Genomic DNA, 21,718 nt, shown 5'->3' with positions numbered 1-21,718 from the left:
CCGCCGCACCACCGCGCGCCACCACGGCGCGCCGCCGCCCGCGGGAGACGCGGGCCAGTGCAACGGACGCAGCCGCGTCCTTTCCCACCCAGCGCGCGCCCGATGCGATGCGCCAGGCAACCACGCGACCCTGCCGCAGCCGCGGCGCATGCCTCCCGTGTCCGCCTCCGCGCGGCCGCGCCGGCGGCGTGCGTGCGCCTGCGCCCGACGAGACCCGCACATGACCTCGCACGACGCTCCTCTGCTGATCCTCAGCCACGTCTGCCACCCGGCGGTGACCGATGGCTTCCTCCCCGCCGCGCAGCGCCTGGGCGTGCCGGTGCTGCTGCTGACCGACCATCGCCACGCGCACCTCGACCACTTCCGTCGCCATCCGCCGGCCGCACCGGTGCAGGTGCTGGAGTGCGACGTGTTCAATCCGCTGGGCGTGCTCGACCTGCTCGGCAGCCTGCCGCAGCCGCCGCGCGCGGTGTTCAGCAACAGCGACCACCTGCAGACCAGCGCCGCCGTGGTCGCCGCCGCGCTCGGCGTGCCGGGCAAGGATTGGCAGGTCTGCTACGCGGCCAAGAACAAGGCGGCGATGCGCCAGCGGTTGCGCGCGCTCGGCCTGCCGGCGCCGTGGTTCTGCAGCCTGGCGCCGGGCGCGATGCCGCCGGCGCAGGCACCCTGGCCGTTGATCGCCAAGCCGCGCGAAGGCGTGGCCAGCCTGGACGTGCGCCACTGCGCCGACGCGGCGGCGCTGCAGGCTTACCTCGATGATTTCTGGCAGCGCCACCCGCAGCGCAGCGTGCTGCTGGAGAGCGTGCTGGAGGGCCCGCTGTTCACCCTGGAAACGCTCGGCGACGGGCGCACCCTGCAGCCGGTCGGCGGCTTCGACGTGCGACTGTCGGCGCCGCCACACTTCGTCGAGTGCGAGGCGCGCTGGCGTAGCGCCATCGACACCCCGGTGCTGCAGCAGGCGCTGGCGCAACTGCAGGCGTTCGGCATCGGCTTCGGCGTGTGCCACAGCGAGTTCATCCTCACCGCCGACGGCCCGGTGCTGGTGGAGATCAACTACCGCAGCATCGGCGACGGCCGCGAGTTCCTGCTCGATCGCCTGTTCGGCGGACACTGGTTCGACAGCGTGCTCGGCCTGCACCTGGGCCGGCCGCTGCCCACACTGCAGGCGCGCCGCGCACAGGCGCTGGTGCGCTACTACGTGGCCGAGCACGACGGCACGCTGGCGGTGGCCAGCGCCGACCACGGCAGCAGCGACGCGCATTGGGAAGCGCGCTACCGGCGCCTGCGGCAACCCGGCGACGCGATCCGCCTGAGCCATTCCAACAAGGATTACCTGGGCGTGCTGGACGTGCTCGCCGACACCGAGTCGGACCTGCAGCAGGCGCTGGCCAGCACCGAGGCGTCGCTGCACTGGCGCATCGACACCACCACCGGAGTGGCGGCATGAGTCAGGACGCCGACCGCCGCTACATCGACCTGCGCGTGATCGACGCCTGCCTGCGCGAGGACCTGCGCGGCATCGTCAGCCGCGGCGCCGCCGCCACCCCGCCGCCGGCGGTGCTCGCCGCCTGGGCGCAGGCGCCGCTACCCGCGGACGCCACCTGGTGGCGCATCGCGCACCTGCCCGATGGCGAGCTGTGGCTGCCGCTGCGCCGCGCCGGTTACCTGCAGACCGTAAGCGCCTGCAGCGACGGCTGGGTCCTGCACACCGCGCAGCACGGCGCCTACGAATCCGGCGCCGCGCAGTGGCTGGCACGCCTGGGCGCCGGACTCGACGCGGAGACCCAGGCGCTGCACCGCGCCTATGTCGAGGAAGCCGACTGCGCGGTGCGCCAGCGCGCGCTGGCGCGGCAGGCCTACGCGCAGCAACGTCCGCTGCTGGCCACCGCGCTGGACGCCGCCGACGCGCACGAACGCGCCTACCGCTGCGAACAGCTGGCCAGCCACCGCGACCACCCGTTCTATCCCAGCGCGCGCGCCAAGCTCGGCCTGGACGACGCCGACCTGCCGCGCTACGCACCGGAGTTCGGCCCCAGCTTCGCGCTGCGCTGGCTGGCGCTGCCGGCCGCGCAGGTCACCCAGACCACGCCGCCGCCGGCGTTCTGGCCGCGCCCGGGCATGCTCGGCCTGGACCCGGCGCTGGACGCCGACCACGTCGCCTGGCCCGTGCACCCACTGATCTTCGCGCGGCTGGGCGAGGACGGCTTCGCCCTGCCGGGCGGCGCGATCGCCGCGCCGCAGCCGTGGCTGCAGGTGCGCCCGTCGCTGTCGCTGCGCACGGTGATCCCGCTGGCGTTTCCCGATCATCATCTGAAGCTGCCGGTACCGATGCGCACCCTCGGCGCGCTCAACCTGCGCCTGATCAAGCCGTCCACGCTGTACGACGGACACTGGTTCGAACGCGTGTTGTGCGACCTGGCCGCGCACGATCCGGCGCTGGGCGAACGCTACCTGCACGTGGACGAGGCGCATGCCGGCCACGTCGGCGAGACACGGCATCTCTCCTACCTGCTGCGCCGCTATCCGGCACTCCCGGAGGCGACCCTGGTGCCGGTGGCCGGCCTGTGCGCGACGCTGCCGGACGGGCGGCCGCTGGCGGTGCACCTGGCCGAGCGCTTCCATGGCGGCGACCTCACCGCCTGGTGGGACAGCTACCTGGCGCTGATGTGCCAGGTGCACCTGCGGCTGTGGCTGCGCTACGGCATCGCGCTGGAGGCCAACCAGCAGAACAGCGTGCTGATCTACGCCGCCGGCCGCGCGCCGCGACTGCTGCTCAAGGACAACGACGCGGCGCGGGTGATGCTGTCGCGGCTGCACGCGCAACGACCGGCGCTGGCCGCCTTGGGCACCCCGCGCGACGTGCGCATCCTGGTACAGGACGACGACGCGCTGGCGCGGATGTTCTGCACCATCATTCTGCAACTGGATCTGCAGGCGGTGCTGGAAGGGCTGGCGGAATGGCAGCCGGGGCTGCGCGCGCCGCTGTACGCACTGCTGCGCGCGCGCCTGCACGGCACCCTGCGCGCGCTGCGAGAAGAAGGCATCGACACCGCGCCGGCGCAGGCGCTGCTGGACGCCCCCACGCTGCCGGTGAAGTACCTGCTCAGCGCCGGCAGCCTGCTCGGCAAGCAGATCACCGGTGCGGCGGACATCAACAAGTTCTACGGCGACAGCGCGCCCAACCTGCTGCGCGAGGATGCGCTGGCGGCGCGCGCGGTCGCGGCCGGGGCGGCGCGATGAAGCGCCTCCTCGGCCCGGTGCTGGCCGCGCACTATCTGGCCGCCTTCACCGCGCTGGGCATGCCGCTGTTCCTGCCGCAGGTCCTGCAGCAACTCGCGCCGGGCGCGGCGATCGGCTGGAGCGGCGTGCTGTACGTGCTGCCGACCCTGTGCACCGCACTCACCGCCAGCGCCTGGGGCCGGCTGGCCGACCGCTACGGGCGCAAGCGCTCGCTGCTGCGCGCGCAACTCGGCCTGGCGCTGGGCTTCCTCATGGCCGGCTTCGCGCCGAACCTGGGCTGGCTGGTCGCCGGCCTGGTCGTGCAGGGCGCCTGCGGCGGCTCGCTGGCCGCGACCAACGCCTATCTCAGCAGCCAGGCGCAGAGTGGCTCGCTGGCGCGGGCGCTGGACTGGACCCAGTTCTCGGCGCGGCTGGCGATGGTCACCGCCCCGGCGCTGCTCGGCCTGGCCACCGCGCTGGGGCCGGCGCAATCGCTGTACCGCTACCTGGCGCTGCTGCCGCTGCTCGCCTTCGCGCTGAGCTGGCGGTTGCCGGCCGATCCGCCGCGCGCGCCGGCGACAGCCGCATCCACACCCGCCATGCCACACGCGGATGCGGCGCAGCGCCGCCAGCGCTGGGCGCTGTGGGCCACGCAGTTCCTGTTCTGCTTCGCGATGGTGGTGACCTTTCCCTATTTCCTGCCGTACGCGCAGGCGCACGGCATCGGCAGCACTGCGGTCGCCGGCCTGCTGTACAGCCTGCCGCACCTGGTCTACCTGGTGCTGATGCCATGCTGGCGCGGTCGCGACCACCGCGTGTCGCCGCTGCCTGCGGGGCTGGCGCTGTTCGCACTGGCCTGCCTGCTGCAGATGGCGCCGCCGGCGCCCGGCTGGCTGATCGCGGCGCGGCTGCTGTTCGGCCTGGGCATGTGGATGGCGTTGCGCGGCCTCAACCGCAGCCTGGCCGAGGTTGCGGGCGGGCGCGGCGCGGGCCAGCTGTTCGGCCGCTTCGATGCCGCCGGCAAGTACGCCGGCGTCGCCGGCGGTGCCCTCGCCGGTGCCCTGGTGCAAGGCCATGGCCTGGCCGTTCCGTTCCTCGCCGCCGCCGCGGCTGCCCTGCTGGCGCTGCTGCCGGCCCTGATGCTCACGTCCGTTCGGAGAACCGTCCATGTCCCCGTTGCCGATGCATGACCCGTGGTACGACAGCCTGGCGCAAGCGCAGGCGATCACCTGCTGGCTCAACTGCTACCTGCGCGAAGTCGCGCTCGATCGCGGCCTGGCCGACTTCGACTATCGCGGCCGGGACCGGCCCGGTGTGGCCGCTGCGGGCGAACGCTGGCTACGCCTGCAGTTGCCCTCGGGCGCGACCCTGTGCGTGCGCCTGGCCCATGCCGACCGCCTGGGCCGCTGTCGCTTCGCTTCGGCGCCCTACCTGAAGGCCGACGGCCGTCCGTGGCACTGTCTGGACGCAGAGGCGCTGGTGCGCCTGCTGCTGCAGGAACTCAGCGAAGGCGAGCAGGCGCCCAACCTGGAACTGCTGGCGCAGAGCGCCAACAGCGTCGCCATCACCGCGCAGCTGCTGCGCCAGGCCGACGCCGCGCCGCCCACCGGCGAGGCGCTGATCGATGCCGAGCAGTCGATGCTGTGGGGCCACGCTTTCCATCCCACGCCCAAGAGCCGCGAGGGCGTGCCGCTGGACCAGGTGCTGGCGTGCGCGCCGGAAGCGCGCAGCGCGTTCCCGCTGTTCTGGTTCCGTATCGACCCGCGCCTGTACCGCGCGCAGGGCGATGACGTGCGCGCCGCGCTGGCGCAGGCCGGCGGCGGCGCCGACCTGTATCCCTGCCATCCATGGGAAGCCGAGCGCGTCCTGGCGCATCCGCTGCTGCGCCAGGCGCAGGCGCGCGGCTGGATCGAACCGCTGGGCGAACGCGGCCTGGCGCTGCGCCCGACCTCGTCGGTGCGCACGCTGTACCACGCCGATCTGGATTATTTCCTCAAGCTGTCGGTGCACGTGCGCCTGACCAACTGCGTGCGCAAGAACGCCTGGTACGAACTGGAGAGCGCGGTGGCGCTGACCCGTCTGCTGGCGCCGGACTGGCAGGCGCTGGCGCAGCGCGTGCCCGGCTTCCACGTGCTGCTGGAGCCGGCCGCCACCGACCTGGATTTCTCCGCACTGGACGCCGATGCGCAGGCCTGCCGCGAGTTGGGCGAGAGCTTCGGCGTGCTGTACCGGCAGGCGATCCCGGCAGCGCAGCGCGCGCGCTATCGCCCGCAGGTGGCCGGTGCGCTGTTCACCAACGATGCGCGCGGCCAGCCGGCTTGCGCCGCTGCGCTGAAGACCCTGGCGCAGCGCACCGGCAGCAGCGCGGACGCGGCCACCGCGATCTGGTTCCGTGCCTACGCACAGCTGCTGCTGGACGGGGTGTGGAGCGCCTGGTTCGGCTACGGCATCGTGCTGGAGCCGCATCTGCAGAACACCGTGATCGGCTGCGAAGACGGCCTGCCGACGCAGGTGTGGATCCGCGACCTGGAGGGCACCAAGCTGCTGCCGTCGCGCTGGCCGGCCGCGCGCCTGCCCGGCATGTCCGAGACCGCGCGGCAATCGCTGTACTACAGCGCCGAACGCGGCTGGAACCGCATCGCCTACTGCGCGCTGGTCAACAACCTGGCCGAAGCGATCTTCCACCTCGCCGACGGCCACGACCGCCGCGAGCACCAGCTGTGGCAGATCGTAGGCGACATCGCCCGCCGCTGGCAGCAGCGCCACGGCGCACAGCCGGCGCTGCAGGCCCTGCTCGACGGCGCGCCGTTGCCGGCCAAGAACAACCTGCGCCTGCGCCTGCTGCAACGTGCCGACCGCCATGCCGACTACAGCTTCCTGCCCAACCCGATCGGCAGCGCCGCGCTGCGGCAGGCGGCGGCATGAGCCTGCGCATCGATCCTGCCCCACTGCAGGCGGCGCTGGCGCGGCTGCGCGCGCAGGCAGACGGCCCGGTCTGCGCCTACGTCTACGACCTGGCGGCGCTGCAGGCGCACGCGGCGATGCTGCGCGCGCACCTGCCGGCCGAGTGCGACCTGTTCTATGCGGCCAAGGCCAACGCCGAGCCCCCCGTGCTGCGCACGCTGGCACCGTGGGTGGACGGCTTCGAGGCGGCCTCCGGTGGCGAGCTGCAGTGGCTGCACACGCATCAGCCGGGGCGCCGGCTGCTGTTCGGCGGCCCCGGCAAGCTCGACGCCGAACTGCAGCTGGCCGCCAGCCTGCCCGACTGCAGCGTGCACGTGGAAAGCCTGGGCGAGCTGCAGCGGCTTGCCCGCATCGCCGCGGCGCGAACGCGGCCGCTGTCGGTGTTCCTGCGCCTGAACATCGTGGTGCCGGGCATGCAGGACACGCGCCTGGTGATGGGCGGGCGGCCCTCGCCGTTCGGCCTGGACGTGGACGACCTGGACGCGGCCATGCAACTGCTGCGCGGCGCGACCGGGCTGCGCCTGGAAGGTTTCCACTTCCACCTGCTGTCGCATCAGCGCGACGCGCAGCTGCAGTTGCGCCTGATCGCGCACTACCTGCAGACCGTGCAGGGCTGGCGCCAGGCCTATGCACTGGGACCGCTGACGGTGAACGCCGGTGGCGGCTTCGGCGTGGACTATGCCGATCCGGCGGCCTCGTTCGACTGGGCCGCGTTCTGCGCGGGATTGCCGGCGCTGCTGCGTACGCATGGCGAAGGCCTGCGCCTGCGCCTGGAGCCGGGCCGCTACGTCAGCGCCGCCTGCGGCTGGTACCTGATGGAGGTACTGGACATCAAGCGCAGCCATGGCGCGCACTTCGCCATCGGCCGCGGCGGCACCCATCATTTCCGCACGCCTGCCGCGCAAGGCCACGATCATCCGTTCCTGGTCCTGCGCGGCACGCAGCCGCCGGTGCTGCGCGATGCGCGGGTGACCCTGGTCGGGCAACTGTGTACGCCCAAGGACGTGCTGGCCCGCGACCAGCCGGTGGGCGCGCTGGCGCCGGGCGACTGCCTGGCATTCCCGCTGGCCGGCGCCTATGCCTGGAACATCTCGCACCAGCAATTCCTGATGCATCCGCCGCCGCAGATGCTGTTCCTCGATGGCCCGGCGCAGGCCACCGATGCCATGCCGCAGCGCCGCATTGCCGACCCGGCCGCCGCCGCGTCATGATCCGGTCACCCGTGCCGGCGCACCCTGCCGGCACACCCAACCGGAGCTGCCGCCATGACCCGTTGCGCCCGTCTCGCCGCTACCTGTTTGCTGCTGAGCTTCACCGCCGCACCGCTGCTGGCCACCGCCGCGACCAAGCCGCAGACCGCGCAACAGACCTTGATGGCCAAGTGCTCGGCCCAGAACAAGGGCAAGAAAGGCGATGAGTACAAAAGCGCGCAGAAGGCCTGCCTCAGCGGCGGCACCGCCCCGGCGGCGGGCAACGCCTCCCAGCAACGCATGAAAGACTGCAACGCCCAGGCGGCCACGCAGAAACTGCAGGGCGATGCCCGCAAGACCTTCATGAGCGGCTGCCTCAAGAAGCAGTGAGCCCACTGGCCCCTCTCCCATCGGGAGAGGGGTTGGGGTGAGGGTACGGCGCGCAGCGTCTCGCGATGTTTGGGTGCACGAGGCTGCGCCCTTACCCTCATCCGCCCCTGCGGGGCACCTTCTCCCGGAGGGAGAAGGGAAAAGCTGAGCCCCTCTCCGGTTGGGGTGAGGGTACGACAGCCAACTATGCTGGCAACGGTCGTATTGCTAAACGCCACCGCTCCTACGAATCCCGAATTCCCAGTCCCGAATCCCCGCCGCCCACCGGCAACCCCGCATGATCCACCGGAATCGGCGCGTAGTCCTCGCCGAACGCCACCTCGCCCGGCGTCCATCCGGAGCGGCGCCGGACCGCGCCCCAGAAGCGCTTGAGTCCTTCCCACTGCAACGCGACCAGGCCCAGCTCGTTGTCGCGGTCCACCATCGGATCGCCCACTCCGGTCGGCCGCACCGGCTCGCCGTACAGCGCCGTGCCGAACAGCACGTCCCAGAACGCGAACACCTGGCCGAAGTTGCAGTTGTGCAGGCCGGGCCGCTCCGGGTCCACGCGCATGTGGTGCAGGCGATGGAACGGCGGATCGACCAGGAGTTTGTTGAACACCGGGCCGAAACCGAAGCGCACGTTGGCGTGCGACAGGTTCTGCACCAGTTCGCCGAGCAGCATCAACCAGGCGAACTCGTCGGCCTCGATGCCGAAGGCGATGCCCACCGCAGCAAGCACGAACGACTGCAGCATGCCGTCCAGGTAGTTGCTGCGGTCGTTGGCCCAGCAACTGAGCTGGCGTTGGCTGTGGTGCATGCTGTGCATCGCCCACCACCACGGCATCCAGTGCTGCACCCGGTGCATCCAGTAGTAGGTGAAGTCGTAGGTCAGGTAGTACAGCGCGAACAGCACCAGCGGATGCTGGTCCAGCCATGGCCAGGCATGGCGCAGGCCCGTCTCCGGCGCCGCCGCGGCATTGGGGTCGGCGCCGCCCAGTGCGTTGACCACCGGCGTCAGGATCAGGAACGAGAACAGCGGGAACACCCCGATCAGCATCAGCCAGGTGTAGTGGAAGTCGATGCGCGCCAGGCGCCGGTGTTCCCAGCGCTCGGCCGGCCACAGGCTCTCCAGCGGCCGGAACAGCACGCCGATGATGGACAGCTGCAGGGCCGCCACCAGCAGCGAGGCGGCGATGTCGTTCGGATCGTCGCTGAGCCCGGTCAGGTGCAGCGCCGCCAGCAGCGGCGCGACGGCGTGGCTGGCGACCAGATCGACCAGCGTGGACCAGGCGTGGGCAATGGACGAGACCATGGCGATGACAGGCATGCGAAGACGGCGATGGGGGCGCGACAGCATGCTGCCGCTGGCTTTCGCCAAGCTGTCCGTACCGGCGGAGGCCGGTCGCGACCGCCGCGCTACTGCGCCGCAGCGGCGCCCGGGCGCCGGCTCGGCAGAAACGCCGCGACGATGCCCAGCAACGGCAGGAACGACATCACCTGGTACACGAAGACGATGCCGCGGTGGTCGGCGAGCAGGCCCAGCACCGCCGCGCCCAGCCCGCCCATGCCGAAGGCGAAGCCGAAGAACAGCCCGGAGATGGTGCCGATACGTCCGGGCATCATTTCCTGCGCGTACACCAGGATCGCCGAGAACGCCGAGGACAGCACGAAGCCGATCAGCACGGTCAGCGCGGTGGCCGCATGCAGGCCCACGTGCGGTAGCGCCAGCGCGAACGGCGCCACGCCCAGGATCGACACCCAGATCACCGGCTTGCGGCCGATGCGGTCGCCGACCGGGCCGCCGATCAGCGTGCCCAGCGCCGAGGCCAGCAGGAACGCGAACAGGTGCAACTGCGCGCTCTGCACCGAGAGGCCGAAGCGCTGGATCAGGTAGAACGTGTAGTAGCTGCTCAGCCCGGCGATGTAGAAGTACTTGGAGAAGATCAGCAGCAGCAGGATGCCGACGATGCGCACCACCGTGGCGCGCGGCAGCGCCGGCACCGCGGCGACCGGGCGCGGCGCCGCGCGCGCGGCCTGCAGGTGCAGCGCGTACCAGCGGCCGACGTAGGACAGCAGGGCGATGCCGAGCAGCGCCGCGCCGCCGAACCAGGCCACGCTGTGGCGGCCGTTGGGCACGATCACCGCCGCGGCGATCAGCGGCCCCAGCGCGGTGCCGGTGTTGCCGCCGACCTGGAACACCGACTGGGCCAGGCCGTGGCGGCCGCCCGAGGCCAGCCGCGCGATGCGCGAGGATTCGGGATGGAAGATCGCCGAGCCGATCCCGACCAGGGCCGCCGCCAGCAGCACCATGCCGAAGCTGGGCGCATAGGCCAGCAGCAACAGGCCGCACAGCGTGGAACCCATGCCCATCGGCAGCGAATACGGCGCCGGCCGGCGGTCGGTGCGCAGCCCGATCAGCGGCTGGAACAGCGAGGCGGTGATCTGGTACGTGAGGGTGATCAGGCCGACCTGGGCGAAGCTGAGCTGGAACTGGCCCTTGAGCACCGGGTACAGCGCCAGGATCAGCGACTGCATCATGTCGTTGATCAGGTGCGAGGAGGTGATCGCGGCCAGGACGCCGGAGGCGAGCTTGCGCGGGGCGGCGGGGCCAGTAGCTGAGGAAACGACGGGCGCAGCAGGACGCAGAGTGGACATGGCGGGACGGGCATTGCCGGGAGTGCGTGCATGGTAGGCTTCCCTGCCCCGACCTTCTTGCGCGACATGCCCAGCAACCATCGCAAAAAGGGCGCACTGGTACCGCGCTCCACCCGCAATGCGGACGACGCGCCGGCCGACGTGGTGTGCAAGGCCGTCGACTACGCACCCGACAGCGCGATCGCCCCGCACCGGCATGCGCGCCATCAATTGATCTACGCGGCGTCCGGACTGATGGTGGTGCGTTCGGGCCAGGGCCACTGGGTGGTGCCGAGCACGCGGGCCCTGTGGATCCCCGCCGGCACCGAGCACAGCGTGCGCTGGATCGGCAGCTTGCACATGCGCAGCCTGTACATCCGTCCCACCGCCATCGCCGGCATGCCCGACACGCCGGCGGTGATGGCGGTGGAGCCGCTGCTGGAAGCGCTGATCCGCAGCGCCGCGGAGATCCCCTGGGACCATGCCGCCGACTCGCGCGACGGGCGGCTGATGCGGCTGATCCTGGACGAACTGCATGCGCTGCCGGCGCTGCCGCTGTACCTGCCGCAGCCGCGCGATCCGCGCCTGCTGCGCATCGCCGCCGCGCTCGACGCCGACCCGGCCGATGCCACCACCCTGCACGCCTGGGCCGCGGAACTGGGCGTGGACGTCAAGACCATCCAGCGCCTGTGCCAGCGCGAACTGCAGATGCGCTTCGGCCAGTGGCGGCAGCAGTTGCGCCTGCTGCGCGGGCTGGAGCGGCTGGCCGCCGGCGACCGCATCATCGACGTGGCGGTGGAACTGGGCTACGACAGTCCCAGCGCGTTCACCGCCATGTTCAAGCGTCAGTTCGGGCAGCCGCCGAGCCAGTTCTTTCGGTAGCGACGCAGGCGTCGCGGCGGCGACAGCGCATCGACAGGGCGACGGCTAGCACCGGGCCAACACGACCGCGCTGTTCGCGCAGCCAGGCGCATGCGTCGAGACCATGAGCACCGCTGGCGGCCATGCCGCTGGCGATCAGGCGTCAGCTTTGGATTCGGAGACGGCGGACGCGCGACGCTCGCTGATGCGCTCGACCATCTGCATGTGCTGCGTGCCCCACTCGCACAGCCCTACCAGCGCCGCCGCCAGGGATTGCCCGAACGGCGTCAGCGAGTACTCGACCCTGGGCGGGATCTCCTGGAAGTCGATGCGCGCAACGATCAGGTCGCGTTCCAGCTCCTTGAGTTGCTGGATCAGCACCTTGTCGGTCACCCCGCCGATGGCACGCCGCAACTCGCCGTAGCGGTGAACGTTCATCGCCAGGTTGTAGAGAATCAGCGGCTTCCACTTGCCGCTGAGCACGGACAGCGCGGCCTCGAGACCGCAACGGAATGTAGGGTTGGCCATGATCGTTCGCTCCGAAGGCACTTACCAAATGGTGCATACTATTCAAAATAATAGCTCAGATCTACAGTGGCGCCTCCCCATTCTCTGGAGCGCAGCATGAGCAGGCTCAACGGCAAGATTGCAGTGATCACCGGCGGCAACAGCGGCATCGGTCTGGCAAGCGCGATTCGCTTCGCGGCCGAAGGCGCACAGGTCGTCATCGTCGGGCGTCGGCAGGAGGAACTGGACAAGGCGCTGCGCCTGATCGGCGCCGACGCCATCGCCATTCAGGGCGACATTTCGAAGCTGGAGGATCTGGACCGCGTCTTCGCCCAGATCCAGGCCGAAAAGGGCCGCATCGATGTGTTGTTCGCCAATGCCGGGCTGGGCGACTTCCTGCCGCTGGGCGCGATCACCGAGGAATCGTTCGACCGCACCTTCGGCATCAACGTCAAGGGCACCCTGTTCACCGTGCAAAAGGCCTTGCCGCTGATGCGCGCCGGCGGTTCGGTGATCCTCACCGGCTCGACCGCCGGCAGCACCGGCACGCCGGCCTTCAGCGTGTACAGCGCCAGCAAGGCCGCGCTGCGCAATTTCGCCAGGACCTGGGCGCTGGACATGAAGGGCACCGGCATCCGTGTCAACGTGCTGTCGCCGGGACCGATCACGACGCCGGGCCTGGACACCGCCCTGTCCGGCACCGGCCAGCAGGACGCGATCCTCGCCGACATGACCGCGCAATTGCCGCTGGGTCGCATCGGCCGTGCAGAGGAAGTGGCGGCCACGGCCCTGTTCCTGGCCTCGGACGAGAGCAGCTTCATGACCGGCAGCGAAGTGTTCGTGGACGGCGGCCTCGCCCAGGTCTGAACGCCACGCGGCGCCGGAGGCCGACCTGGATCGGCGCAGCCCGGCCTGGCGGTCGAATCGCGCGCCGATCAGGACTGCAGCGGCGCCGAGGGCATCAGCGGCGCCTGGAGTTGCACGTTTTCCCAGGCGCCGGCCTGGAGATACTCGCGCACGCAAAGCGCCATGTCCCACAGCAGCATCGCCGTGTGCCAGTGCGCCTGGGCCTGCACGTCCTGGCGGTCGCCGGCCAGCGCTGCATGGTGGCGCGCCGCGCGCATGGCCTGCTGCGCCACGCCCGGCAGGTCGCCGCGCGCGAGCCGGCGCAGCACCGCACGCACGCGGGGCCCCGGCGTGCCACCGGTCCGTGCCAGATCAAGCGCGTCGCTGCCCACGCCCAGCGCGCCGAGCAAGGCAGCCAGGTCGCGCTGCAGCGCCGTCTCCGGCAACGCGGCGGCCAGGCCCAGGCGCGCGCGCATGCGGTCGGCCATCAGGCCGAACCATGCCCGTCGTTTCATGCGCCCCGGATGACGCGCGATCGCCGCGAGATCGGCATCGACCGAACGTCGCAGTCTGCGCACGTACCGCTCGGCCCCACTGGGCAGCAGCACGGTGAACATCAGCACGCCGATGCCGATCCCCAGCAAGAGCGTCAACGCGCCGTTGAACAGTTGCACCACCCCGGTATTGGTGCCATTGAGCGGCCCCACCAGATCGAGGAAGAAGATCGAGCCACTGGCGCCCAGCGCGGCGGTCGACGGCCGCCGCATCGCCACACCGGCCAGGATCAGGAACGGCGCCAGCACCACCGCCAGTCCGGCGAAATCCTCCACCCACGGCAGCAGCCAGACGATGCACACGAAGGCCGCCAGCGCCGCCAGCGCGGCACCCTTGAGGAAGCCGAGACTGCCGAACACCGGATCGGGTCGGGTCGCATACAGCGCGCACACCACGCCGACGATGGTCACCATGCCCGAACCGGCACTCCAGCCGCTGTAGACCCAGAACAACGATGCCACCCCCACTGCCAGGAAGGCGCGCCATCCGTTGTAGAACGCCTCGTGCAGGTCCCGATGGCGGCGCGTGGCGAAACGGCGGCGCGACGGCTGGCCCTGTTCGAACGCCGCCTGTTCGCGCTGGCTGGCCTGCATGTCGCGCACGATGTTGCGCGCGTGTTCCAGCGCGAAGGCACGGTCGAAGGCCTCGCGCCGATGCGCGCACAGCCGGCGCAGGCGGCGATGGCGCCGGTCGAGCAACCCCAGCGCGGCGGCCAGTTCTTCCTGGCCGGGCAACCGGCCCTCGGCACGCTGGACCAAGACGTCGTGCACGCCGCGCAACGCACGCGAAGGCGCGCGTCCATCCAGGCCGATCCGGCACGATTGCGCCGCCAACAGTTGCGCCAGCATCAGGTAACTGATGTGGCGCAGGCGCCCGCCCAGCCGCGCGATCTCGCGCGAGCGCGCGGCGGCATAGTCGACCGCATCGTTGAGCGCCAACGCGCTGGCGAAGAAGCCGTGGATCTGCGTGCCTGTCGCCTCGCCGCGCAGCAGGCGCGCGGCCAGCGCGCTGCCCTGGCGCAGGTACGCCTCCAGCCGCGACTCCAGTGCCGGGCGCGGCGACGCCGGCGAGAAGACCGACGCCATCGCCCCTTCGACCACGATGCCGAGCAGGATCTCGGTGGCGCGCGCCACGGCGATGTCGAACACCTGCTGCGGATGGGCGGTGGAGGACATGCCCACGATCATCGCCGTGTAGCCGGCCAGCACCACGCCATAGCTGCGGAAGGGCGATACCAGGTTGGCCATGCCGGTGCACGCGCCCAGCCACAGCGCCAGCGCGATCATGAACAAGGGGGGCGCCTGGCCGAACAGGCCCATCAAGACCACCGCCACGCTGGCACCCGCCAGCGTGCCGACGATGCGGTTGCGCGCCTTGACCACGCTCATGCCGCGGTCGGACTGGGCCACGATGAAGACCGTCATCGCCGCCCACTTGGGGTCTTCCATCGAACACAGCAGCGCGATGGCCAGCGCCAGCAGCGCGGCGGCCGTGGTCCGCAGCGCGAACCACAACGCGGGCGAAGGACGGAGACGGACCATCGACACCGGGTCGAAGCAGGGCAGGCGCATGGCCGTCATCGTAGAAGCAGACGGCCTGCAGGATAATGGCGCCAGAGATGGATAGACTCTTGCCAGAAACGGGAGAAACCAGGCGCGCCGCCAGCGTGGACTTCGACAGCGTGCGGCTGTTCCTGCGCGTGGTCGAACAAGGCAGCCTGACCGCCGCCGCGCGCCAGGCGCGCGTGCCGCTGACCAGCGTCAGCCGCCGCATCAAGGCGCTGGAACAGGCATTGGGCGTGCAACTCCTCCACCGCACCACCCGTCGGCTGGCGGTGTCCGAGGCCGGGCGCGCCTTCTATGCCCGCTGCGTGGAGGCCGAGCAGACCCTGCAGGATGCCGTGCAGGCCGCGCGCGACCTGCGCGCTCAGGCGCGCGGCACCCTGCGCGTGCTTGCCCCCTATGCGCTGGGCCTGCTGGTGCTGGAGCCGCAACTGGCGCGCTTCCGCCAGCGCCACCCAGGCGTGCAACTGGCGCTGACCTACGACGATCAGCCGCTGGACCTGCTCAGCCATGGCCTGGACGTTGCGGTCCATGTCGGGCCGCCGGCCCACGCCAGCTACGTGGCGCGGCCGTTGGGCGCCTCGCGCGGGATCCTGGTGAGCAGCCCCGAGTATCTGGCCCGCGCCGGCACGCCCACCCACCCCAGGGAGCTGCTCGGCCACGCCGTGCTCGCGGTGGGCGCGGATGCGCCGCTGGTCCTCTGGGCATTGCGGCACAGCGCTGGCGAATCGATCGAGCTGACCCTGCGACCGGTGCTGATTTCAAACGAATCGACCACGGTGATCCGCCAGGTCGTCCAAGGGACCGGCATTGCCCTGCTCTCCCAGCCGCTGGTGCAGGCGCGGCTGGACCAAGGCGAGCTGGTGCGACTGCTTCCAAGCTGGCAGCGCTGGCCGGACCTGGAGATCACCGCGCTGTATCCGCGTCGCGCCACCCAGGAACGCAAGGTACGCGCCTTCGTCGACTTCCTGCTTGAGATCTTCGCCGATTGGCGCGTGTCCGATTGAAAGGCGCCTCTCATCACCTGCCTCCGGCACCATCGAGCCGGACGCGAGTTGCCCGGTAGGCGCGGCTTCAGCGGCGACGGGCTTTCCCGGCAACGCCCCGTCGCGGCTGAAGCCGCTCCTACAGGACACTTCCTTGGGGTATTAGAGGTGCCCTGACGTCAAGCAGGTTGCAGACGCCGCCATCGCGGCGATGCGGCCTCGCACTCAGGCCTGCGCCAGCGCCTGCTGCAGGTCGGCGCGCAGGTCGTCGATGTGCTCGATGCCCACCGACAGGCGCACCGTGTCCTCGCTGACGCCGCTGCGCTGCAGTTCCTCGGGCGAGAGCTGGCGATGCGTGGTGGACGCCGGATGCGTGGCCAGCGACTTGGCGTCGCCGATGTTGACCAGGCGGGTGAACAACTGCAGCGCGTCGAGGAAGCGCGCGCCGGCGGCACGGCCGCCGCGCAGGCCGAAGGTGAGCACGCCGGAGCCGTGCCCACGCAGGTACTTCTGCGCCAGCGCGTGTTCGGGATGGTCGGACAGGCCGACGTAGTTGACCCACTCCACCTTGGCTTCGCCCTGCAACTGCCGCGCCAGCGCCAGCGTGTTCTGGTTGATCCGGTCCATGCGCAGCGGCAGCGTCTCGATGCCCTGCAGGATCTGGAAGGCATTGAACGGCGACAGCGCCGCGCCGGTATTGCGCAGCGGCACCACCCGCGCGCGGCCGATGTAGGCGGCCTCGCCCAGCGCCTCGGTGTAGACCACGCCGTGGTAGCTCACGTCCGGCTCGTTGAGGCGACGGAAGCGCTGTGCGTGCGCCGCCCACGGAAAGCGCCCGGAATCGACGATCGCCCCGCCCAGGCTGGTGCCGTGGCCGCCCAGATACTTGGTCAGCGAATGCACCACGATATCGGCACCGAAGTCGAACGGCCGCAGCAGGTACGGCGTGGGCACGGTGTTGTCGACGATCAGCGGCACGCCGTGCGCGTGGGCGATGGCGGCGACCGCTTCCAGATCGGTGACATTGCCGCGCGGGTTGCCAATCGACTCGACGAAGATCGCCTTGGTACGGTCGTCGATCAGCCTGGCGAACGCGTCGGGATCGCGGTAGTCGGCAAAGCGGGTGTGGATTCCGGACAGCGGCAGCGTATGCGCGAACAGGTTGTAGGTGCCACCGTACAGCGCGCTGGAGGAGACGATGTTGTCGCCGGCCTCGGCGATGGTCTGGATGGCGTAGGTCACCGCCGCCTGCCCGGAAGCCACCGCCAGCGCACCGATGCCGCCTTCCAGCGCGGCGATGCGCTGCTCCAGCACGTCGGTGGTGGGGTTCATGATGCGGCTGTAGATGTTGCCCTGCACCTTCAGGTCGAACAGGTCGGCGCCGTGCTGGGTGTCGTCGAAGGCATAGGCCACGGTCTGGTAGATCGGCACCGCCACCGCGCGGGTGGTCGGATCGGGACGGTAGCCGCCGTGCACGGCGATGGTTTCCAGCTTCCAGTTCGGGTCGGACATGGGCAGGTCTCGGCAACGGGAGCGCAGACGATAGCGCCGCGCGCGGCAGCGAATGCAAACCTGCGGTTATGAGGCCATGCCGTGGGGTTGTCAGCGCTCACGGGCTGTGCGGTTGGTCAGCCGCAACGCGACGGTGCCGGCGCGGCCTATGATGGACCACTCTTCCTGCGGGACGTTTGCGATGAAAGACGCCATCCGCTGCCTGCTCTGGCTGGGTTTCCTGACGTTGCCCGCGACTGCAGCGGCCGCGCCGCCGGCCTACGCGATGGAACCCTGGAGCCAGCCCGGCATCTGCCAGGCGCAGCACCAGCGCCGGCTTGACGCTGCGGCGTACGCCGACAACGTCTCCACGCAGGTCTTGATGCACCGCTTTCTCGACGTGCTCGACGCGGTGGTTGGCGGCGACACGACGGCGCTGAAGCTGGCCCATCTGTGCGATCGGCTCGATGTCGATCTGGTTCCCGGCGTGCTGCCGCCGTCGCGCCCCGAGCCGTGGAATCCCGCACCACCGCCGCCAGTCGGCTACGTCTTCACCGCGTATGCCGAGGCCGCCGGCACGGCATTTCGGCAACGGATCGAAGCCACGTATACGCCGGAGCAGGCGGTGCTCTCGCTCTCCACCAGTTCGCCAGAGGACGCGCCCGTGGCCTCGGGGAGCGAGCTCGGCTTCCGCTATCGCGACATGCGCGATGCCTGCCCATTGCGCCTGGGCCAACTGGCGGACAGGCTCGCAGCCGCCGGATTCTCCAAGGAGTACTACGCGCTGGAGCCGCCCGCGCCGGACGCTGCCGACTCCGATTTCGGGGTCAGCGCCAGTTTCCGCCGCGACGCCCTTGCCGTCGGCGCCGTGCTGCAGGGGCCGTTCGTCGACCAGCGCGCCCACCCGGAGGCGGCCTGCGTCGCGGAGATCACGCTGTCCCTCGCGAAATAGGCGCACGCGCCGGCACCTGACGAGACACGAACGCCAGCGCCGGATACGGCCGAGACGGTCTTGCGCGGCAGCAAAGGCGGGTCGTCGCCGGCCGGGCCCACCCAGCTCGCTGTCAGCGTCGCCAATGCCACGCGGGTCCAGAGAATCGACGTTGCGGCACCGAACCCTGCGCCGGCGGGTGCGGGAAGATGCGTCGCTGCCGTGGCCGAGCGGGTTCAGTCGTCGCCGAGCGCACCCTGCGCGAGCAACCAGGCCCGCAATGCCGCGGCGTCCACGTAGCGCTCGGCGCGCAGGCCCAAGGCGCGTGCGGCCTCGATATTGGCAGCGGTGTCATCGACGAACAGCACCTGGTCCGCGGCCATCCCGAGCTGCGCCAGCGCATGCAGGAAGATCGCCGGCTCCGGTTTGATGGCGCCAACCTCGCTCGAATTCACCACTGCATCGAATGCATCGGCGATGCCGAGTGCGTCCAGATCGCGCGGCAGCCGCGAAGTGGCGTTGCTCAGCAACACCACCGGCATGCGCTGCCGCACGTCCCGCAGCAGCGCCAGCACGGGCTGATTGAGGCGGGCCGCCGTCGGCGCGGACCATGCGGCGACCAGCGCGGGGGCGTCCGCCTCGGGCGCCAGCGCAGCGATGCGCGCGGCCACCTCGGCAAGCCATTGCGCGTCGCTTGTGGTCCCGCGGATCGCCGGCTCCAGCAGCGCCGGCGCGAACGCCACCGCGCGCAGGCTGCCTGGCGGCACGCCGTGCGCGCGCTCCAATGCTGCGTCGTCGTCGGGCCACAGCCGCAGCACGCCGTCCATGTCCACCAGCAGCGCGCGCGCCGCAGACGCGGCGGAACGCGCCTGCGGCGCCTGCCCGACGGGGCCCATCAGGCCTTCTCGAACACCAGGCGGCCGCCCTCGGCCTCGACCTTGATGGTGTCGCCGCTGAGGAACTGGCCGGACAGGATCTGCTGCGCCAGCGGATTCTCCAGTTGCGCCTGGATCGCGCGCTTCAGCGGGCGCGCACCGTACACCGGGTCGAAGCCGACATTGCCGAGCAACTCCAGCGCACGCTCGCCCAGCTCGATCTTCAGCCCGCGCTCGGCCAGGCGCTTCTCCAGGCCGTGCAACTGGATGCGCGCGATCGACTTGATCTGCGCCTTGTCCAGAGGATGGAACACCACGATGTCGTCCAGGCGGTTGATGAACTCCGGGCGGAAATGCGCCTGCACCACGCCCATCACCGCCGCCTTCATCTGCGTGTAGGCCTCGGCGCTGCCGTCGCCGCTCAGCTCCTGGATCTGGTGCGAGCCCAGGTTGGAGGTCATCACGATGACGGTGTTGCGGAAGTCCACGGTGCGGCCCTGGCCGTCGGTGAGGCGGCCGTCGTCGAGCACCTGCAGCAGGATGTTGAATACGTCGCTGTGTGCCTTCTCGACCTCGTCGAGCAGGATCAGCGAATACGGCCGGCGCCGCACCGCCTCGGTGAGGTAACCGCCTTCTTCATAGCCGACGTAGCCCGGAGGCGCGCCGATCAGCCGCGCCACCGAGTGCTTCTCCATGAACTCGCTCATGTCGATGCGGATCATCGCGTCGCTGCTGTCGAACAGGAACTCGGCCAGCGCCTTGCACAACTCGGTCTTGCCGACGCCGGTGGGGCCCAGGAACAGGAACGAGCCGCTGGGCCGGTTAGGATCGGACAGGCCGGCACGCGAGCGGCGCACCGCGTCGGACACCACCTTGATCGCCTCTTCCTGGCCAACCACGCGCTGGTGCAGTTCGTCCTCCATGCGCAGCAGCTTGTCGCGCTCGCCCTCGAGCATCTTGTTGACCGGGATACCGGTCCAGCGCGACACCACCTCGGCGATCTCCTCGGCGGTGACGCGGTCCTGCACCAGCTTGAAGTCGTGCTGCTCGGCCTCGTTGGCCGCGGCCAGCTGCTTCTCCAGGTTCGGCAGCAGGCCGTACTGGATCTCGCTCATCTTGGCGTAGTCCTGGCGCCGCTGCGCCGCCTCCAGTTCCACCCGCGCCTGCTCGATCTGCTCCTTGATCTTGGTCGCGCCCTGCAGCGCGGCCTTCTCCGACTTCCACACCTCGTCCAGGTCGGAGAACTCGCGCTCGAGCTTGTCGATGTCGCTTTCCAGGTCGGCCAGGCGCTGCCGGGAGGCGTCGTCCTTCTCCTTCTTCAGCATCTCGCGCTGGATCTTGAGCTGGATCAGGCGCCGCTCCAGGCGGTCCAGTTCCTCCGGCTTGGAGTCGATCTCCATGCGGATGCGGCTGGCCGCCTCGTCCATCAGGTCGATGGCCTTGTCCGGCAGTTGGCGGTCGGTGATGTAGCGATTGGACAGGGTGGCCGCGGCGACGATCGCCGGGTCGGTGATCTCCACGCCGTGGTGCACCGCGTAGCGCTCCTTGAGCCCGCGCAGGATGGCGATGGTGTCCTCCACCGACGGCTCGCCGACGAACACCTTCTGGAAGCGCCGCTCCAGCGCCGCGTCCTTCTCGATGTACTTGCGGTACTCGTCCAGGGTGGTGGCGCCGATGCAGTGCAGCTCGCCGCGCGCCAGCGCCGGCTTGAGCATGTTGCCCGCGTCCATGGCGCCATCGGCCTTGCCGGCGCCGACCATGGTGTGCAGTTCGTCGATGAACAGGATGATCTGGCCTTCGTTCTTGGACAGGTCGTTGAGCACACCCTTGAGCCGTTCCTCGAACTCGCCGCGGAACTTGGCGCCGGCGATCAGCGCGCCCATGTCCAGCGACAGCACGCGCTTGCCGCGCAGGCCTTCCGGCACCTCGCCGTTGACGATGCGCTGGGCCAGGCCCTCGACGATCGCGGTCTTGCCGACGCCGGGCTCGCCGATCAGCACCGGGTTGTTCTTGGTGCGCCGCTGCAGCACCTGGATGGTGCGGCGGATTTCCTCGTCGCGGCCGATCACCGGATCGAGCTTGCCGCTCTCGGCGCGCGCGGTGAGGTCGATGGTGTACTTCTCCAGCGCCTGGCGCTGTTCCTCGGCGTTCTCCGACTGCACGGTCTCGCCGCCGCGCAGCTTGTCGATGGCGGCCTCGAGCTTCTTCTTGTCGGCGCCGGCGGCGCGCAGCGCCAGGCCCAGCGCACCGCTGTCGTCGGCGGCGGCCAGCACGAACCACTCGCTGGCGATGAACTGGTCGTTGTGCTGCTGCGCCAGCTTGTCGGTCTGGTTGAGCAGGCGGCTGAGGTCGTTGCCCATCGACAGGTTGCCGGGCTGGCCGCTGACCTTGGGCAATTTCTCCAGCGCCTCGCCGAGCCGCTCGCGCAGCACCGGCACGTTGACGCCGGCCTGTGCCAGCAACGGCCGGGTACTGCCGCCGGCCTGGTCGAGCAGCGCGACGAACACGTGCACCGGCTCGATGATGGTGTGATCGCGGCCCACGGCCAGCGACTGCGCGTCGGCCAGGGCCTGCTGGAAGCGCGAGGTGAGCTTGTCCATCCGCATCGGGAAGTCCTCTGTCATGAAGGGCCGGCCGTGCCGGCATGCCAGCAAAATGCGGCTGTCCGCCCCTGTTTCAAGGCCGGCGGCGATCGCCGTAGACGGCGGACGGCCATCGCCGCGGT

At 70.5% G+C, this 21,718-nt stretch carries 17 protein-coding genes; 10 read left to right on the top strand and 7 right to left on the bottom strand.

The annotated features are described in order from the left end of the window. Nucleotides 1-220 precede the first annotated feature (220 nt). Genes GGR64_RS09820 through GGR64_RS09795 form a run of 6 tightly spaced genes read left to right on the top strand, consistent with a single transcriptional unit; the run spans nt 221 to nt 7,763 of the window. Entirely contained in the window at nt 221-1,447 is a 1,227-nt protein-coding gene (locus tag GGR64_RS09820) for a siderophore biosynthesis protein PvsA (protein ID WP_184645524.1), read from the top strand. Then, nucleotides 1,444-3,240, top strand: a complete 1,797-nt coding sequence (locus GGR64_RS09815; RefSeq protein WP_184645522.1) for an IucA/IucC family siderophore biosynthesis protein — start codon at nt 1,444-1,446, stop codon at nt 3,238-3,240. The genes GGR64_RS09820 and GGR64_RS09815 overlap by 4 nt, the downstream gene beginning before the upstream one ends. Beyond that, entirely contained in the window at nt 3,237-4,409 is a 1,173-nt protein-coding gene (locus GGR64_RS09810) for an MFS transporter (RefSeq protein ID WP_184645520.1), read from the top strand. Before GGR64_RS09815 ends, GGR64_RS09810 begins: the two co-directional genes overlap by 4 nt. Then, complete coding sequence (locus GGR64_RS09805; RefSeq protein ID WP_184645518.1) at nt 4,387-6,144, top strand: IucA/IucC family protein; 1,758 nt, start codon at nt 4,387-4,389, stop codon at nt 6,142-6,144. Before GGR64_RS09810 ends, GGR64_RS09805 begins: the two co-directional genes overlap by 23 nt. Next, complete coding sequence (locus tag GGR64_RS09800) at nt 6,141-7,394, top strand: type III PLP-dependent enzyme (protein WP_184645516.1); 1,254 nt, start codon at nt 6,141-6,143, stop codon at nt 7,392-7,394. Before GGR64_RS09805 ends, GGR64_RS09800 begins: the two co-directional genes overlap by 4 nt. Before the next feature lie 54 nt (nt 7,395-7,448). Next, nucleotides 7,449-7,763 carry a PsiF family protein gene (locus GGR64_RS09795; RefSeq protein ID WP_160969092.1) on the top strand — a complete coding sequence of 105 codons (315 nt, stop codon included), beginning with the start codon at nt 7,449-7,451 and terminating at the stop codon, nt 7,761-7,763. A gap of 223 nt (nt 7,764-7,986) precedes the next feature. On the opposite strand, the gene GGR64_RS09790 is transcribed toward GGR64_RS09795, so the two are convergent. Beyond that, a complete protein-coding gene (locus GGR64_RS09790) occupies nt 7,987-9,072 on the bottom strand; it encodes a sterol desaturase family protein (RefSeq protein ID WP_184645514.1) in 1,086 nt (361 codons plus the stop codon). 89 nt (nt 9,073-9,161) lie between these two features. Beyond that, nucleotides 9,162-10,400, bottom strand: a complete 1,239-nt coding sequence (locus tag GGR64_RS09785) for an MFS transporter (RefSeq protein WP_184645512.1) — start codon at nt 10,398-10,400, stop codon at nt 9,162-9,164. Nucleotides 10,401-10,430: 30 nt separating this feature from the next. Between GGR64_RS09785 and GGR64_RS09780 the strand changes: the two genes are divergently transcribed. Next, nucleotides 10,431-11,261 (top strand): helix-turn-helix transcriptional regulator, encoded by an 831-nt coding sequence (locus GGR64_RS09780; protein ID WP_255421549.1) that lies wholly within the window; start codon nt 10,431-10,433, stop codon nt 11,259-11,261. A 135-nt stretch (nt 11,262-11,396) separates the two neighbouring features. On the opposite strand, the gene GGR64_RS09775 is transcribed toward GGR64_RS09780, so the two are convergent. Further along, complete coding sequence (locus tag GGR64_RS09775; RefSeq protein WP_167087993.1) at nt 11,397-11,768, bottom strand: helix-turn-helix domain-containing protein; 372 nt, start codon at nt 11,766-11,768, stop codon at nt 11,397-11,399. A 96-nt stretch (nt 11,769-11,864) separates the two neighbouring features. On the opposite strand from GGR64_RS09775, the gene GGR64_RS09770 reads away from it, so the two are divergent. Further along, nucleotides 11,865-12,614 carry an SDR family oxidoreductase gene (locus GGR64_RS09770; protein WP_184645510.1) on the top strand — a complete coding sequence of 250 codons (750 nt, stop codon included), beginning with the start codon at nt 11,865-11,867 and terminating at the stop codon, nt 12,612-12,614. 68 nt (nt 12,615-12,682) lie between these two features. Here the strand turns inward: GGR64_RS09770 and GGR64_RS09765 are convergent, their stop codons facing one another. Continuing rightward, nucleotides 12,683-14,719, bottom strand: a complete 2,037-nt coding sequence (locus tag GGR64_RS09765; RefSeq protein WP_184645508.1) for an FUSC family protein — start codon at nt 14,717-14,719, stop codon at nt 12,683-12,685. Between the two features lie 47 nt (nt 14,720-14,766). Between GGR64_RS09765 and GGR64_RS09760 the strand changes: the two genes are divergently transcribed. Next, nucleotides 14,767-15,717 carry a LysR family transcriptional regulator gene (locus tag GGR64_RS09760; RefSeq protein WP_260302978.1) on the top strand — a complete coding sequence of 317 codons (951 nt, stop codon included), beginning with the start codon at nt 14,767-14,769 and terminating at the stop codon, nt 15,715-15,717. 204 nt (nt 15,718-15,921) lie between these two features. On the opposite strand, the gene GGR64_RS09755 is transcribed toward GGR64_RS09760, so the two are convergent. Further along, nucleotides 15,922-17,208, bottom strand: coding sequence for an O-acetylhomoserine aminocarboxypropyltransferase/cysteine synthase family protein (locus GGR64_RS09755; RefSeq protein WP_184645506.1), 1,287 nt, complete (start codon nt 17,206-17,208; stop codon nt 15,922-15,924). A gap of 181 nt (nt 17,209-17,389) precedes the next feature. On the opposite strand from GGR64_RS09755, the gene GGR64_RS09750 reads away from it, so the two are divergent. Next, the gene (locus GGR64_RS09750; RefSeq protein ID WP_184645504.1) at nt 17,390-18,139 is read left to right on the top strand and encodes a hypothetical protein; all 750 of its coding nucleotides are present in this window, start codon (nt 17,390-17,392) and stop codon (nt 18,137-18,139) included. A 215-nt stretch (nt 18,140-18,354) separates the two neighbouring features. On the opposite strand, the gene GGR64_RS09745 is transcribed toward GGR64_RS09750, so the two are convergent. Continuing rightward, a complete protein-coding gene (locus GGR64_RS09745; RefSeq protein WP_184645502.1) occupies nt 18,355-19,014 on the bottom strand; it encodes an HAD-IA family hydrolase in 660 nt (219 codons plus the stop codon). Next, the gene (clpB, locus tag GGR64_RS09740; protein WP_160969132.1) at nt 19,014-21,599 is read right to left on the bottom strand and encodes an ATP-dependent chaperone ClpB; all 2,586 of its coding nucleotides are present in this window, start codon (nt 21,597-21,599) and stop codon (nt 19,014-19,016) included. The genes GGR64_RS09745 and clpB overlap by 1 nt, the downstream gene beginning before the upstream one ends. Nucleotides 21,600-21,718 lie beyond the last annotated feature (119 nt).

It is taken from the genome of Xanthomonas sp. 3307, from assembly GCF_014199735.1.
Lineage (GTDB): Bacteria > Pseudomonadota > Gammaproteobacteria > Xanthomonadales > Xanthomonadaceae > Xanthomonas_A > Xanthomonas_A rydalmerensis.
Note: the sequence above shows the minus strand (reverse complement) of the source record. Positions and strands in the feature narration are given on the sequence as shown.